This is a genomic window from uncultured Roseovarius sp. (assembly GCF_947259555.1).
Lineage (GTDB): Bacteria > Pseudomonadota > Alphaproteobacteria > Rhodobacterales > Rhodobacteraceae > Roseovarius.
In genome coordinates, this window is record NZ_CAMYMD010000098.1 from 1 (window position 1) to 15872 (window position 15872).

Sequence of the window (15872 nt, forward strand, 5' to 3'; positions counted from 1 at the left end):
AAGTTGGCGTGATCTGGGTCTACGGCCCTGGCGACGACAGCGTCATCGACTTCACTCCGTTCGGGATTGAAAACCTGCAAGAGATCATCGAAATGGACCGTGAGCACGCGCGTTGACCTCGCTGTGATCTACGCCGGATGCTTACGCTCAAGGCATGGTTTGTTTTCGATCATGACGATCCAAATGTACTCAAGTCGCATGACCTAACAAAGCTGTTTGATGCCTTGTTCCCCGAAAGCCAGCAGAGGCTTGATGAGGAGTTCAAGCAGTCAGTGATCCCACATCACCCCAGCTTCGTTTTCGTCGGCTACGGTATTCGTGACATTCTCACACAGCACAGGGATGCATTTATCGACTGGCGGTATCTTCACAAAGCAAAGAAGTCGATGATGTTTGACCAGGACACTTTTGAGGCGACGCTCGAAATGGTACTTTACGAATTCAGGAAGAGATATCGCCTTGAAAAGGTGACACCACTCTTCGGCCATCCCAACTAATGGCCGCTTCGGTGAAGCTGCAATGCGGAACCGGCGGCGGCCATGGATGACCGTAGAGGGCCGTCTCACTCATCATCCTTGACCCACTCGGGGCGACGGGCTGCACTTGCTTGTGGCGTCTTCGGCTCACCGTCACCGACGTGCGCCCAGAAACCTGATTTGCGGGGGTGGGTTTTCTTAAGCTTGGCAAGATAGGTTGCGTGGTCGGTCATTGTGCCGGGGCGCATGGCGTCCGTCTCTCGGGCCAGCACCGCCAATTTCCCAAGATATTTCGCGCCGTGCCCATAGGCCTTGGAGCGTGCACGGTCGAGAATGCTGTCCAGAAGGGAACGGTAAAGGATCGTAGCCGCCAGCGGATGATCGTGTTCCAGTAGGCCCGCGATTTTTGGCAAGATGTGCCAATCACCCCCGTCCCAGCGGTGCGGGTGCGTGGCAATCAGTTTTGCTGCCAAATCAAGTCGTGGCCAATCAAGGAAGAATTGCAGTGCCACATCAGGGTCTGACTTTTCCAGCGCAAAGGCATGGGCGCGGTCTTCGGCCTCGATATCCTCAAAATCCGGCAGCTGTTTGAGGTACTCCCGCAGGATGTCGGCGGACAGGCGCGCCTCGAAACAGCGCCAACGCAGGGCCTGGGCCGCCGACCTGTCGTCCGTGGCGTCCAGGATGCGCGCCTCCAGGCTGACCCGTTCTGGTGCCAGGCCATCATCGGCTTCGCCAAAAGTGCGCCGCCCGGGCTTGCGCACCCACTCCATCGCCTCGGCGGTGCGACCGACCTCCAGAAGCTGCGCCGCGATCACCAGTGTATCCTGCATATGCGGCTTTTTCTGGAGCTCCAGCGCGATGAGCAGATCGAGATCCCCCCGCGCCGAGGCGAGGATTTGGCGCATCCCGGCCCATTGTGAGGTCATGGAGTAAAACCAGCCATCCGATTTGCGCGCCGCTTCTTCGGTCTGCCGCTCGGCGATGGCGTCTTTCAGATCGCCGTCCCAACGCGCCAGAGTGTCTTGCGGCAGATGCGGTGCCACAGCCTCGGTCACGTCAGCAAGATAACCATGCGTGCTTTCGCCAAGGGCGGTCATGATCTTATCGGGGAGCGCGTCGGCCTCAGGCACGGGCAGGCTGGGGGCGATATCGCCAATCGCATGGATCGCCTGATAATAGACGTCCTGAACGCGGCCGGAAGAATCGTCGACACGTTCGAATACCTGTTCATGGGTGGCGATGAGGCGCAGCAACCGGTCTATGGCCAGCGCCGGGGCGGCGGGGCCAAGCTCGGAGGTGATCGTATCAGTCAGGCTGCGCAGATCGTCGGCAAAGGCGCGGACCTTGTCCCATTCGATGAAGCTCTTTGCCCGCGCCAGCCCGGACAGCCGCCGGTCGATCAGCTTGGCAATGGCTTCGGGGCCGGATTTCCCGGCCAGCGCCGCCTTGACCTGCCGCCGGAACCCCGCGTTGCGCTCGGCCTCGTCCAGCACCAGCTGCGCGAGCTTGTCGGTGCCGAGATCTTTCAACTTGTCAGTGGAGAGGGCAGGTTTGCGGGCCATGGGCAGGTCTCAGTTGGAAACAGTTGCCCCAATGAGTGCCTCGGCCAGGTCCGGGTGGCAAGTATTGGGGGTGCATTTCAAGATTGGTTACCCCCCTGAGTTTCCCTTGGGGATATTATTCCCTAAACGCCGAGCAGCTGTATTCCAGTGTATTCCAGTGTATTCCTACCTTCTGCGCCACTTTGCTGATCGAACACGTTTCACGCAGCGTGCTGTTGAGTTCTTCATTGTCAATCCCAGGTTTCTCGTTTTCGGCACGAATTTGAATGCCATACCGCTGCAGCCACCCTGAAAGCGTCTTTGATTTGGGCCCGTGCCGCGCAGATAATTTTGAGCTACTCCCCGATCCTTGGACAGGATCTGGCGTAAATCAAGCTACTCTTTGCATCTGCTGATCGGGTTGGGTTTCGTCTTTTCTCAGCCTATAGACCACGGCGGGAGGCCTGCCGCCAAGGGCTGAGTGTGGGCGTTGATGATTGTAGAAGGTCATCCATTTTCGGATGCCTGCCTTTGCCTCCGAGCCGGTTTCCCAAGCATGCAGGTAGACGCACTCGTATTTCAGGCTCCGCCACAGCCGCTCTATGAAGATGTTGTCGAGAAACCGGCCTTTCCCATCCATGGAGATACGCACGCCGGACCGGCGTAACCGGTCCGTCCAGGCAAAGGAGGTGAACTGGGCGGTCTCAACCGTTCGTCGCAACACCCTTTTGAAGGAGGTTGCGATGGCAAGAGGCAAGCGAAGATCCGAGCGCTGCACGAGAGCGGCGCTGCACTCACCCGGGCGTCCTGGCGTTGCGCGTCGGGAAAAACGGCGGCAGTTTTGGGAATTGATTGCGGCAGGACGCTCGAGCGAGGGCGCGGCGGTCGAGGTTGGAGTATCACAGCCGGTAGGGATAGGTCTTGTGTCCTTTCGCTGGCCTGCTGGTGTTGGGCTTCTGGTAGATCGGCATAAGCCCCATCAGGCGCATCAACCGGCGGATGCGCTTCTCGTTCACCAGATGGCCGTTGTTGCGCAGGTGCCAGGTCATCTGTCGGACATCGAAGAACGGCGTTTCCAGGACCTGTTCGTCGATCCGCCGCATCAGGCCGAGGTTCTGCTCGATTTCGCCCTTCGGCGTATAGTAAAAGGACGATCGCGCGATCGACAGCTGGGGATGATCGGGCTCAATCATGCCGCGCCTCACTTCCCGCCCCCAGGGTTTGAGCTTTCGCTCCAAAAAGAGTTGGCCACCGCCAGCTCCCCGATCTTGGCGTGCAGTTCCTTCACCTGCTCCTCGTCAATCTCGGGCTTCTTTCGACCGCCGCGCTCGAACACGCCGGATGCGCCCTCGAGCAGGGCACGTTTCCATTGGTGGATCATCGTCGGATGAACCCCGAACCGGCTCGCCAACTCGGCGGCGGTCTCCTCGCCCTTCAGGGCCTCCAGCGCGACCTTCGCCTTGAACTCGGGCGCGTGCTGCTTGCGTTTCGACATCTCTGATCTCCTTCTCGTCGAAGATCAGCAGATCTGCAAATCGTAGCTTATGTCAGTGTCCGAATTTCGGGGGGAGCTCAGACGTTCGGGATTCAATAATCGGAAAAGACTTCGATTACGCATGCCCAGTATCGGTCGAGCTGTTCGCCGAATTGTACATTTCCCTATGGAACCACAGCAAAGACAAACGCCTCTCACCAGCAGGGCGTCACGTGCGTGGGCTAGAACTCGAAGCCTACCAGTTGGACGTCAGCGCGGAGACGGAGCCAATCAACCGACGGGAAGACGTCCTTCACATCCAAATAAACTGCACCGGCCGTTTGGCCGGTCTTTCTTTGGCCTTAGATGGAAAAACTATGTGTCCAAAATGGAAAGGTAAACGCTCCAACGGGAACAACCGGCACTGATTTTGTTGGGTTTTCCGGCCAAAATGGAAGATCTATGTGGCCGTTTTCACCACCAAAACCCTTTGAGGTCAGTAAGTTGGTGTTTTTTCGTGGCAATTTTCTGGAACTGTTACGCTGAGGTGTTACAGTGAGGCGTCTCGAAAACATGCCCGGACACACCCATTTGTACCACCGTGGCGCAGCATACTATGACCGCGCTGCCACCCCCAAAGACATCGCAGACACCGGTCAGAACCAATGAGAAAGAGTCGGCTCGGCGCCTGACTGCCCTGCCCTTTTGAGCAAGCAGCCGGTGAGGGAATTTGAGAGACGTCGGCCATTTAGAACACGCCGCTTTTCCTCACTGTCTTCAAACGTTGATGCCTCCGGCTAACCGCGGCGCACCCACAGCAGAATACGCGCTGTGTCGTAAATGGCTGCGCATGCGGCGGTGCGGCGAGGACAGCGCTTGCCTGACTATGCAATGCAGGACACGGGAGGACGAACCGCCGGATCGAAAGGACGCTTCATGGTTCAGGTATTATCCGGGGTTTGGGCCCTTCTTCTCGGTATCGTTTTCATCATGCTGGGCAACGGCATGCATTTTACCCTGATCGGCCTGCGAGGCGGAATCGAGGGATTTTCCGCAGCCGAGCTGGCCATCGTGACCTCGGGCTATTTCGTGGGGTTTCTGTCTGGCGCCCGCCTCACGCCTGTCCTGATCCGCCGCGTGGGTCATGTCCGGGTCTTCGCGGCTCTTGGCAGCTTGATGTCGGCGGGTCTGATCGCCTTTCCGCTCCTCGCCGAGCCCTGGGCCTGGACAGTGCTGCGGATTCTGGTGGGGTTCTGCATGTCAGGCATCTACGTCACTGCCGAAAGCTGGCTCAACGATGCCGCCAACAACGAGACCCGAGGCAAGGTACTTTCCGCCTATATGATCGCACAGACCCTGGGCATTATCGGCGCACAAGGGCTGCTGACGCTGGGGGATGCGGGCACGGCCATCCTGTTCATCGGTGCCTCGATGCTTGTCTCGATCTCTCTTACGCCCATCCTGCTCTCCATCACCCCCGTTCCCGCGGCCGAAGTCGCGCGTCCGATGCCGTTGCGCCACCTGTTCACCGGCTCGCCGCTCGGCACCGTGGGGATTTTTCTGTTGGGCAATGTCTATGCAACGCAATCCGGCATGGGGGCCGTTTTTGGCACGCAGATCGGGCTGACGGCGGCGCAAGTCGCCTTGTTCGTTGCGATGCTCTTTGCCGGTGCGCTGGTGATGCAATACCCGATCGGCTGGCTGTCGGACCGGATGGATCGGCGCAAGCTGATTTTTGGCGCGGCGGCGCTCGGTGCGGCCTCTTGCTCGATCGGGTGGGCCTCCGGCGGTGGCCTCTGGCCTCTGATGGCCTCTGCCTTTTTCGCGGGAGGCGTGACCACGCCGCTTTATGCGCTCTTTCTGGCCTACACCAACGATGCACTTTCGGCCGAGGATATGCCGGCGGCATCAGGGGGGCTGGTGTTCACCTTTGGGTTGGGAGCGATCGCTGGTCCGCTCGTGACCGGTTGGGCGATGCAATGGCTTGGACCATTCGCGTTCTGGCTGGTACTTGGTGCGACCTTCTCGATCATCGCACTCTATGCGCTCTATCGAATGACGCAGCGCTCAACGGTCCCTGTCGAGGAAACCGAGAGCTATCTGGGCGTGCTTCCCACGGCCTCTCCTTTGGCGGTAGAGGCTGCCGGCGCATGGGCTGCGGAACAAGCTGAGGCCGAGCGCGGCGCCGACGGCACCGACTGAGCCACGCGCGGCGACCCGAAGGACAGGCAAATAATCTGCAATGGCGGTTTGCCTGTCCGTTCCAGAGCAGAACCCGCGACCGGACCGATCCGTGCATCACACGTAGCGAACTCCGCTCAAAGTCGGACCCAAAAGAGGCCGCATCGCCGCGATCAGACAAAAAGCGGTCGTAGAAAATCACTCACATTCTAAATGCTACGTTATGTTTATCCGTGACACGTCGCGAACAAGGTCGGTTAGGGACTTAGGATTACGCAGAGCAGGTGCATGAATGAAGAAATCTGGCCTCGACGCAATTGACGTTCGTATTCTCAGCGCGCTCCAGACGCATGGCCAATTGAGCAAGACGCGGCTCGCGGAAATCGTGAGCCTTTCGCCCACCCCCTGCTGGGCACGTCTCGACCGGTTGAAGGCAGCAGGGTTCATTCGTGGGTATCACGCCGAGATCGCTCTGGATCGCATCGTCGATTTCACACGGGTTATCGTGACCGTGTCTTTGACCCACCACCGCAAGGCCGACTTCGAACGTTTCGAGGCACATATCGCCAAAGTCGACGAGATCACACATTGTGTCGCCACAGGCGGGGGCATGGACTACATCATGACTGTCTTTGTGCGCAACGTGGCCGCGTTCGAAACGCTGATGGCCGGTATGCTGGATGCCGAGCTGGGGATCGACAGGTACGTGACGTATTTCACCATCCGCACGGTCAAGGCTGGCTACCCGGATTTGGCGAAACTGCACGCCGCGCCGCCAACAAAACCCTCTATCGAAGAATCATGATTCACTGTGCGCCGAACGTATATTCAGCGCGCGCGACCGTATGGGCTTATTGCGGTCAAAAAACAGTCTGCAATATCTCTGCCCGGAGATTTTTCAGACCACACCGAACCGGTATGTAAAGTTAAAACGTCTCCGTGATGACACCTAGTGCGGCCCGATGGCCGCTTATCGACAAGGGAGGCGATGACATGGCTCAATCAACTGATTTCGGGTTCGGCACACAAATACGCAAATCACCATATTTCGACGCGACCGTACGTTGGGGGGCACAAGGCTTTTCAGTCTACAACCACATGTACATACCGCGCGACTTTGGCGATCCGGAGCAGAATTTCTGGAACCTCGTGAACGATGCGATCCTGTGCGACGTGGGCGTCGAGCGGCAGGTCGAGATCACCGGACCGGATGCCGCGAAATTCACCCAGATGCTGACGCCGCGCGACCTGTCGAACATGGCGATGGGGCAGTGCAAATACGTTCTGATCACCAATGCCGAGGGCGGCATACTCAACGATCCGATCTGCCTGCGGCTGGGCGAAAACCATTTCTGGCTGTCGCTCGCCGACAGTGACATCCTGCTCTGGGCACAAGGCGTGGCGGTGCATTCCGGCCTCGACGTGACGATCACCGAGCCGGACGTCTCGCCCCTGCAATTGCAGGGGCCCCAGTCGGGCGAGATCATGCGCGCGCTCTTTGGCGACGAGATCATGGATCTGCGGTATTACTGGCTGCGCGAGGTCGAGCTTGACGGCATTCCGCTGATCGTGTCGCGCACCGGCTGGTCGAGCGAGCTGGGCTACGAGATCTACCTGCGCGACGGCAATTGGGGCGATGCGCTGTGGGAGCGGATCATGACCGCCGGCCTGCCCTTCGGCCTCAAGCCCGGCCACACCTCAACCATCCGCCGGATCGAGGCGGGCATGCTCAGCTACCACGCCGATGCCGACATCTATACAAACCCCTACGAGCTTGGCCTTGATCGGCTGGTGAATGTGGACATGGAGGCCGATTTCATCGGCAAGTTCGCCCTGCGCCGCATCCGCGACAACGGCGTTTCGCGCAAGCAGGTGGGGCTGAGACTTGACGGTGCGCCGCTCTCGGGGCCAAACACCCGGTTCTGGCAGGTCAACCATCAAGGCGAGGCCGTCGGCAAGGTCACATCGGCGGTCTACTCGCCACGGCTTGGACAGAATATCGCACTGGCCATGGTTTCGGTCGAATATGCCGATCTCGGGACCGAGCTGGAGGTCTACACCAAATCCGGGCCTGCCCATGCCACTATCGTTGAGCGGCCATTCTTCGACCCTAGAAAGAAACTGGCCGTCGCCTGAGCCCGACGGACCATTTATCCGATCATCGCATCGCGCGGCAAACACTGCGCGGTGCCCTTCGGGTTTGCCGCGATGAGCCACTGAATTGAGCATGGCCCACGACCCTGCGGCTGGTCGATGGCCAAGACCACCCCATTTATCAGGAAACGATGCATGAACGACACTCAACCGATCAATGCGATACTTGAACGTGACCTCGACGAAGATGGCATCCTGCGCCTAACGCTGAATGACGTAGCACGGCGCAATGCACTGTCCGAGGCGATGCTGGCCGAACTGGGTCGCGCCTTGACCAATGCGGGTAATGATCCAGAGGTGCGGGTGATCGTACTCGCCGCCAACGGCCCGGCCTTCTGCGCGGGCCACGATCTCAAGGAAATGACCGCCGGGCGCGACGCCCCGGACCGGGGCCGCACCTATTTTACGCAGGTCATGGCGCAATGCTCTGCCGTGATGCAGGCCGTGGTGAACTGCCCCAAGCCGGTCATCGCCGAGGTGACGGGCGTGGCCACGGCGGCGGGCTGTCAGCTGGTGGCAAGCTGCGATCTGGCAGTGGCGGCCGAGAGCGCGCGCTTCAGCACGCCGGGGGTGCATATCGGGCTTTTCTGCTCGACCCCGATGGTGGCGCTGTCGCGCAACGTGGCGGACAAGCACGCCATGGAGATGCTGCTGACCGGCGACATGACCCCAGCCGCGCGCGCCGCCGAGATCGGGCTGGTCAACCGGGCGGTGGCCGACGAGGCGCTGACAGCGACTGTGATGGAAATGGCGCGCAAGGTCGCCTCGAAATCGAGCATGACGCTGGCCACCGGCAAGCGCGCCTATTACGCGCAGCGCGAGATGCCGCTGGCGGCGGCCTATGATTATGCCTCGACCGTGATGGTCGACAACATGCTGGCGCATGATGCCGAAGAGGGCATCGGCGCCTTTATCGAGAAACGCGCGCCCGCGTGGCAGGACAAGTGATCGACAGGATGGAGAACCCCTATAACACTGGCCTTGATCGCAACCCGGCAAATTATCAGCCGCTCACCCCGCTGAGCTTTCTGGAGCGGGCGGCGAGCGTCTATCCGGAGCACACGGCGATTGTGCACGGGGGCCTGCGGCGCAGCTATGCGGAGTTTTACGCGCGCTCGCGGCAGCTGGCCTCGGCCCTGTCGCGGACGGGGATCGGGCGGGGTGATACCGTCTCGGCGCTGCTGGCCAATACGCCCGCGATGCTGGAATGCCATTACGGCGTGCCGATGTGTGGCGCGGTGCTGCATTCGATCAACACCCGGCTCGATGCCGCCATCATCGCCTTTCAGCTCGATCACGCGATGGCCCGGGTGGTGATCGTGGACCGCGAGCTCATGGGGCTGATGCAGGAAGCACTGGCGCTGGCGCAGGTCGACCCGCTGGTCATTCAGTATGACGATGCGGAGTTCACCGGGGTGGGTGGCTGTGACGATGTTCTGGATTACGAGTGGTTCGTCTCGGAAGGCGATCCCGATTTTGCTTGGCTCATGCCGGAGGACGAGTGGGACGCGATTTCGATCAACTACACCTCGGGCACGACCGGCGATCCCAAGGGCGTGGTGTCGCATCATCGCGGCGCCTATCTCTTGGCGCAGGGCAATGCGCTGACCACCTCGATGGCGAAGCACAGCGTCTATCTGTGGACCCTGCCGATGTTTCACTGCAACGGCTGGTGTTTCCCGTGGACGCTGTCGGCGATCATCGGCACGCATGTCTGCCTGCGGCAGGTACGCGCCGAGCCGATCTGGGCGGCGCTGGCCGAGGAAGGCGTCACGCATCTGTGCGGCGCGCCCATCGTGATGTCGCTGCTGATTTCGGCCCCCGAGGCCGAAAAGCGGGCGTTTTCGCGAGAGGTGCAGTTCTTTACCGCCGCAGCACCGCCGCCCGAAAAGCTGCTGGCGGACATGCAGGCGGCGGGCTTTGGCGTGACGCATCTCTACGGGCTGACCGAGACCTATGGCCCGGCGGTGGTCAATGAATGGCACGGCGCGTGGTCCGATCTGCCCGCGCCTGAGCAGGCGCGGCTGAAATCCCGGCAGGGGGTGCGTTACCTGCCGCTGGAAGGGTTGCAGGTGATGGACCCCGAGACCATGGCCCCGGTGCCGCGCGATGGCGAGACCATGGGCGAGGTGATGTTTCGCGGCAACGTCGTGATGAAGGGCTATTTCCGCAATCCGCAGGCCACGCGGGACGCCTTTGCCGGGGGCTGGTTCCACTCCGGCGATCTGGGGGTGGTGCATGCGGATGGCTATATCCAGCTCAAGGACCGGTCCAAGGACGTGATCATCTCGGGCGGCGAGAATATCTCGTCGATCGAGGTGGAGGAGGCGCTTTACCGGCATCCCGCCGTGGCGGTGGTTGCCGTGGTTGCCATGCCGCACGAGAAATGGGGCGAGACGCCTTGTGCCTTTGTCGAACTGGCCGAGGGGCAGGCTGTGGAGGCCGAGGCGCTGCGCGCCTGGTGCCGCGATCACCTAGCCCCCTACAAGGTGCCGGGAAAGGTGGTGTTCACGGATATCCCGCGCACCTCGACCGGCAAGATCCAGAAATTCGTGCTGCGCGAGCAGGCACGGGATCTGGCCGCCCTGCCCGTCGCGTGATCAGATCGGCGGAGCGTCCACCCGGACCTCCGCCGCACCTCACTTGAAGGCGTTGATCGGCACCTTGAGGGTCATGTTGCCCTGCCCGTCGCTCGGCATCTCGCCCGCGCGCATGTTGACCTGAATCGACGGGATGATCAGCTTGGGCATCGCCAGTTGCGCGTCGCGCTCGGTGCGGAAGCGGACGAATTCTTCCTTGGTCTTGCCGCCGCCCACGTGGATGTTGGTCTCACGCTCCTCGCCCACCGTCGTCTCCCACGCGATCTCGCGCCCGCCGGGTCCGTAATCGTGGCAGATGAAGAGCCGCATGTCGGCGGGCAGGCTCAGTACCTTCTGGATGCTGTCATAGAGCGCGCCCGCGTCGCCACCGGGAAAATCGGCGCGCGCCGAGCCGCCATCGGGCATGAAAAGCGTGTCGCCGGCAAAGGCCGCGTTGCCGATGACATGGACCATGCAGGCGGGCGTATGGCCGGGCGTGGCGATGGCAAAGCCCTGCATGGTGCCGATCATGTAGGTATCGCCATCCTCAAAGAGCGCGTCGAACTGGCTGCCGTCGCGCTGAAACTCGGTGCCCTCGTTGAAGATCTTGCCGAACGTGTCCTGCACCGCGATGATGCCCGCGCCGACGCCAACCTTGCCGCCGAGTTTCTCCTGAATATAGGGGGCCGCGCTCAGGTGGTCGGCGTGGACATGCGTCTCGATGATCCATTCGAGGGTGAGCCCCCTGCCCTCGACCGCCGCGATCAGGCGGTCGGCGCTGTCGGTGGCGATGCGCCCTGCCGCGTAATCGAGATCGAGCACACTGTCGATGATCGCGCAGGCGCGGCTTTCGGGGTCAGTCACCAGATAGGAGACGGTGTTGCTGGCCTCGTCAAAGAAGCCCTCGACCTGCGGTTTCATCTCCATGTTCACCGGATAATCCGTCATGATCGCCTCCCTTCGGGTCATTTCATTCGAGCGCACCGCCCGCCTTTGTCCACGCGCCGACGCCACCGCGCAGGTTGACCACCGGCCTGAGCCCCATATCCATCGCCGCCTGCGCGGCCAACGCAGAGCGCCCGCCGCTGGCGCAATAGAAGACATAGGTTTTGTCCTGGTTGAATGCAGGCTTGTGCGCCGGGCTCTCGGGGTCGATGTGAAACTCCATCATCCCCCGCGACGAGGCGACGGCACCGGGGATGATCCCGGTCTTCGCCTGCTCAGTGCCGTCGCGCAGATCGACGAAGACATGGCTGTCGCTGTCCGCCAGCGGCAGTGCCTCCTCGACGCTCATCTCGGGCACCGCCTCGCGTGCCGCCCTGACGATGTCCTTGGCGCTTTTCGTGATTGTCTGGCCCATGTCTGGCTCCTTTTCCGTGTCGGTCCACCCGAATCTGCGCATCAGCGCGCCAAACGGCCAGTCGAGCGCCATGGCACCCGGACAGCAACAGGCGTGCATCTGCCGTTCGGTCATATCCCAAGGTGCAGTTTCGGCTTCCAGAAGGGGCGAAACAGCTCGATCTTGGGGCAGCGATCCATCACTACTTGCATCCCCGCCGCCTCGGCGCGGCGGGCCGCCTCGTGATCGACCACGCCGATTTGACCCCAAAGAACCTTGGCCCCGATTTCGATGGCCTCTTCGGTGATACCCATAAGATCCTCCGGCCGACGGAACACTTCGACCATATCGACCGGGCGATCTATGCTGGCCAGCGAAGGATAAACCTTGATCCCTCGGATCTCTTCCAGCCCCGGGCGCGGGTTGACCGGGATCATGTCGTACCCTGTCTCATCGAGCACGCGCAAAACACCATAGCTGAATTTGGTCTTGTCCGGGCTCGCGCCCACCATCGCGATGGTCTTGACCGACTTGAGGATGCCTTGCAGATACGCTTCGGAATAGGGTTGGGTGTGGTCCATCTCAGGGCTCCTTGGGGGTGGCGATGCCGGCCTTCAATTCATGCGATTGAAGCGGGTCGAGAAACGGGTTGCGGTAGAGCCGGTCGTGGCTCTCGACGCCGATTTCCAGCGTGATGTCGGTGAGGGGGCGTGCAACGCAGAGGATGACATAGCCATTGGCGATCTGACGGTTGTTGAGCGCGACCTGACGCCGCTGATCGACTTCACCCGCCGTCAGCTTGGCCGCGCAGGTGATGCAGCCGCCATATTTACAGCCATAGGGCAGATCGACCCCCTGCTCGCGCAAGGCATCGAGCAGCGGGCGGCGCGCCTCGACCTCGTAGGTGGCATTGCCGCGATTGGCGATGGTGACGGTCCGCGTGGTCATAGCCAGATATCGCTGGTGCAGTCGCCGCCGGGATAGCGCGCCTCGTGGCAGCGCGAGGGCCCGTTGGGCTCTTGCCCGAAATCGACGATGAAATCGGGGTTGAGGGTCATGCCGCCGTTTTCGGGATCGCAGTCGATCATCACCATCACCCCGCCCTTCTCGCGGATCGCCGGGTAGAACTGGTTGTCCCATGTCGAGAAGAGCGAGGTGGTGACGTAGAGCCGCCGCCCGTCCAGAGAAAGCTGGAACATTTGCGGCCCGCCCGCCATCTCGACGCCGTTCACGACAGGTGCACGGCCCAGAAGGCCCCCCATCCAGACCTGCCCGGTCAGCTTGGGATTGTGCGGGTCGGAAATGTCATATTGGCGCATGTCGCCATGCAGCCAGTTGTTGATGTAGATATACTTGTCGTCCATCGACACCAGGAGCGCCGACATCACCCCCGGCACCGGGATCGGCCATTCGGGATGCGGCTCGTTGGCCACGTCGATGATCTTTTCCCACTGCCACTCGCCCGCGTCGTCGCGCCACCAATGGATGACGTTCGTCGAGAGCGCGGCGCAGCAAAACCCATGCGTGCTGTCGGGGTCGTGGTGAAACTTGACCTCCAGCGGGATGAGCCCATCCTCGCCCAGATACATGGACTGAATCGGCTCGCGCTTTTCAAAATCCCAGAAATGCAGCTCGCGCCCGTATTTCAGGTGCCCCACCTCTTCGAGGTCAAAGCCCGGCATGAAGGTGTTGGGCGCGGCCCATTCCGAGGACACCATGATGTTGTGACGCGGCTGGTACCAGAAATCATAGCCGAACTTGATATCGCCCATCGAGTTTTCCCAACGGCCCACGATCTCGAACTCCTTGTTGAGATGCAGGTAGCCGCCCGGCGCCTCGCCCTTGGCATCGCCCAGGAACGAGATGATAATTTCAGAGCCGAGGCAATGCACCGTATGCGGCCCCGACAGATCGGCCTTGGCCTTGATCTCGGCGCCGTCGATCACCTTGTGCAGACGCGGTGCGCGCGGGTCGGTGGCGGTGTCGACGACATGGATATTGTTGGAGCGCACACCGGGCAGCAACAGGTATTTGCGCGACATACCGGCATCGTCATGGCAGCTTGAGCAGGCGTTCCAGCCCATATGGTGCAGCTCGTCGCCGATGCCGGGCATCTCCAGCCGGTGAATCACCTCGGAATAGGTCGGGCTCTCGGGATCGACATCCACGGTAGCAAGGTAATCCGGCTTTTGAATGCCGGTGCCCGTGTAGATCGCGATCGTATACAGCAATTTTTCGCGCGAGGCCTTGATGGCCTCGGCGGGGCTGGCATAGCCCGGTCCGCAACACTCCATGAGAATCTCCTCCCTCTCCACCTTGACTTCTCGTAGCAAATTTCAAATGATGAGACAAACGTTCATTTTATGAGACCGCCGTGCATCTCGAAAGATTGACCAGCCTTCTGGAAACTGTCGCCATCGCCGGACGCGCTGTCACGACACCCGAAATCCAGCAAGCGACGGGCCTGCCGCGCCCGACCTGCTACCGCCTGCTGCAATCGCTGGCGGAGCATCGCCTGCTTGACGAGCCGGAGCCCGGGCGCTTCCTGATCGGCGAACGGCTGGTGCGCCTTGCGCTCCTGGGACAGACTGACGTCGACGCCAGTCAGGCCGCCGCACCGACGCTGCGCGAGGCGGCGGACGCGTTCGGCGAGGCGGTGTTCCTTTCGCGTTTTCGCAACAGGGGCGTCGAGATCATTCACGTGGAAACACCGCATGACCTCGCACGCTCATTCATTCATCCGGGCCTCGGGTTCCGCCCGATGCATGCCTGTTCTTGCTCGAAGGTCATCGCGGCCTTTGCCGAGGACGGGTTTCGCGAGGAAATCCTTAACGGCCCGATGCGCAGCTACACGCCTCAGACCAAGCGCGACCCCGAGGCCCTGCGCAAGGAGTTCGCCCAGATCCGCCTGTCCGGCTACGCGGAATGCGTCGAAGAGATCGAGGTCGGGGTATCCTCGGTTGCCGCACCGATCCGCATCGGCAATATCGGTGCCACATTCAGCATCGGCGCAACGGGACCTATCCGCAGGTTTACCACCAAACGGCGCGCGGAGATTGGCAGGGATCTTCGCCAGTTCGCCGACAAGGTTTCACTTGCCTTGCAAATGCATGGCTAAATCCCGGACCAGCACCGGCACCATAGACGATTGAGGTGCCTGGACACGGACCCAACGGATACGAACCTCTGACACCAGTTGGAAACTTGATTGCCTCCGACGCCCTCAGGGGCCTGTCATGCATGCCGTAACCGCGTCCAGAGAAAGCGTTTTAAAGCGATTCGAGATTAGGCAACGGACTCATAAAACTCGATCCACAGCCTGACCGACGCCAATTTGATCATCGACAAGAAGTTGCGTGACGTTTTCTCGTATCGGGTTGCGATGCGTCGGAAGGAGGCTTTGAGCCTGCCAAAGAAGCGCTCGATCTTGTTGCGTTCCTTGTAAAGGCCAGCGTCGAACTCGGCGGGCAGTTTTCGGTTCGGCTTTGGGCGGATCACGTCGATTGCACCTGCTCCCAGATCATGGCTCTGATTCAGTCGGCGTCATATGCCTTGTCCGCCAGCACATGCTGGCCGGGTTGTAGCTTGTCCAGGAGTTGCTTGCAGGGCGGCGCGTCGTGGACTTGTCCGGGTGTCAATTCATACCGGAACGGCAAACCGTCCTGATTTAAAAGCGCATGAATTTTCGTCCCAAATCCGCCCCGAGAGCGACCTGAACAGCGGCGCGGGTCTTTTTTGAGCGTCGTCGCGGCATGGCGCGCCCGGATGCTCGTGCCGTCCACCATGACCATGTCCACGTTGTGGGCGTCCATGATCCGGTCCCACTGGCCTGCATAGCTCCAGCGATTGAAGCGATTGTGACCGTCGTTGGCGGGCCGTACTCGCCGGGCAGATCAGCCCAGGGGATGCCTGTGCGCAGAACATAGAAAATCCCGTTGATCACACGCCGGTCGTCAACGCGCGTCTTGCCCCGCGTCTTGTTGGGCAAGACCGCTTTGATGAAGTCCCATTCCAGATCGCTCATATCTGAGCGCGCCATTTGCCTTCGCCCGCCCCAGATTTCGCGACAATTGAATCAAAAACATATGCGATTGAACAGGAATTTATGGGTGTGCTGCCTAGTGA

General features: G+C 60.9%; 15 protein-coding genes and 2 pseudogenes. 7 read left to right on the plus strand and 10 right to left on the minus strand.

Annotated features, from left to right (window positions below; all coding sequences use genetic code 11):
- The first annotated feature begins 137 nt into the window (after positions 1–137).
- Positions 138–497 (plus strand): hypothetical protein, encoded by a 360-nt coding sequence (locus tag Q0X85_RS15905; RefSeq protein WP_297773542.1) that lies wholly within the window; start codon positions 138–140, stop codon positions 495–497.
- 65 nt (positions 498–562) lie between these two features.
- On the opposite strand, the gene Q0X85_RS15910 is transcribed toward Q0X85_RS15905, so the two are convergent.
- The 4 genes and pseudogenes from Q0X85_RS15910 to Q0X85_RS15925 all read right to left on the minus strand — a co-directional run bounded on the left by Q0X85_RS15910 (position 563) and on the right by Q0X85_RS15925 (position 3515).
- Positions 563–2041, minus strand: a complete 1479-nt coding sequence (locus Q0X85_RS15910; RefSeq protein ID WP_297773544.1) for a DUF6880 family protein — start codon at positions 2039–2041, stop codon at positions 563–565.
- 370 nt (positions 2042–2411) lie between these two features.
- Positions 2412–2732 (minus strand): annotated as a pseudogene (locus Q0X85_RS15915) (integrase core domain-containing protein); the annotation flags it as partial.
- Between the two features lie 187 nt (positions 2733–2919).
- The gene (locus Q0X85_RS15920; RefSeq protein WP_297773545.1) at positions 2920–3213 is read right to left on the minus strand and encodes an IS3 family transposase; all 294 of its coding nucleotides are present in this window, start codon (positions 3211–3213) and stop codon (positions 2920–2922) included.
- Positions 3214–3221: 8 nt separating this feature from the next.
- Entirely contained in the window at positions 3222–3515 is a 294-nt protein-coding gene (locus Q0X85_RS15925; RefSeq protein WP_297773546.1) for a transposase, read from the minus strand.
- Between the two features lie 915 nt (positions 3516–4430).
- Here Q0X85_RS15925 and Q0X85_RS15930 point away from each other — a divergent pair.
- The 5 genes from Q0X85_RS15930 (at position 4431) to Q0X85_RS15950 (ending at position 10429) form a co-directional block, all read left to right on the plus strand.
- Positions 4431–5696, plus strand: a complete 1266-nt coding sequence (locus Q0X85_RS15930; protein ID WP_297773547.1) for an MFS transporter — start codon at positions 4431–4433, stop codon at positions 5694–5696.
- A gap of 271 nt (positions 5697–5967) precedes the next feature.
- A complete protein-coding gene (locus tag Q0X85_RS15935) occupies positions 5968–6480 on the plus strand; it encodes an Lrp/AsnC family transcriptional regulator (RefSeq protein WP_297773548.1) in 513 nt (170 codons plus the stop codon).
- Between the two features lie 188 nt (positions 6481–6668).
- On the plus strand, positions 6669–7811 hold the full coding sequence (locus tag Q0X85_RS15940; protein WP_297773550.1) for a glycine cleavage T C-terminal barrel domain-containing protein: 1143 nt from the start codon (positions 6669–6671) through the stop codon (positions 7809–7811).
- A gap of 153 nt (positions 7812–7964) precedes the next feature.
- On the plus strand, positions 7965–8777 hold the full coding sequence (locus Q0X85_RS15945; protein ID WP_297773551.1) for an enoyl-CoA hydratase: 813 nt from the start codon (positions 7965–7967) through the stop codon (positions 8775–8777).
- Between the two features lie 8 nt (positions 8778–8785).
- Entirely contained in the window at positions 8786–10429 is a 1644-nt protein-coding gene (locus Q0X85_RS15950; protein WP_297773615.1) for an acyl-CoA synthetase, read from the plus strand.
- 39 nt (positions 10430–10468) lie between these two features.
- Here Q0X85_RS15950 and Q0X85_RS15955 read toward each other — a convergent pair whose 3' ends face one another.
- From Q0X85_RS15955 to Q0X85_RS15975, 5 genes are all read right to left on the minus strand, one after another.
- Positions 10469–11356: an MBL fold metallo-hydrolase gene (locus tag Q0X85_RS15955; RefSeq protein WP_297773552.1), complete on the minus strand. Its 888-nt coding sequence runs from the start codon at positions 11354–11356 to the stop codon at positions 10469–10471.
- Positions 11357–11378: 22 nt separating this feature from the next.
- The gene (locus Q0X85_RS15960) at positions 11379–11768 is read right to left on the minus strand and encodes a rhodanese-like domain-containing protein (RefSeq protein ID WP_297773553.1); all 390 of its coding nucleotides are present in this window, start codon (positions 11766–11768) and stop codon (positions 11379–11381) included.
- 110 nt (positions 11769–11878) lie between these two features.
- A complete protein-coding gene (locus Q0X85_RS15965; RefSeq protein WP_297773554.1) occupies positions 11879–12328 on the minus strand; it encodes a CoA-binding protein in 450 nt (149 codons plus the stop codon).
- 1 nt (position 12329) lies between these two features.
- Positions 12330–12695, minus strand: coding sequence for a 2Fe-2S iron-sulfur cluster-binding protein (locus Q0X85_RS15970; protein ID WP_297773555.1), 366 nt, complete (start codon positions 12693–12695; stop codon positions 12330–12332).
- Positions 12692–14041 carry a selenium-binding family protein gene (locus tag Q0X85_RS15975; protein WP_297773556.1) on the minus strand — a complete coding sequence of 450 codons (1350 nt, stop codon included), beginning with the start codon at positions 14039–14041 and terminating at the stop codon, positions 12692–12694. Before Q0X85_RS15975 ends, Q0X85_RS15970 begins: the two co-directional genes overlap by 4 nt.
- Before the next feature lie 95 nt (positions 14042–14136).
- Here Q0X85_RS15975 and Q0X85_RS15980 point away from each other — a divergent pair, with 95 nt between their 5' ends.
- A complete protein-coding gene (locus Q0X85_RS15980) occupies positions 14137–14865 on the plus strand; it encodes an IclR family transcriptional regulator (RefSeq protein WP_297773557.1) in 729 nt (242 codons plus the stop codon).
- A 167-nt stretch (positions 14866–15032) separates the two neighbouring features.
- Here the strand turns inward: Q0X85_RS15980 and Q0X85_RS15985 are convergent.
- Positions 15033–15786, minus strand: a pseudogene (locus Q0X85_RS15985) (IS5 family transposase).
- Positions 15787–15872 lie beyond the last annotated feature (86 nt).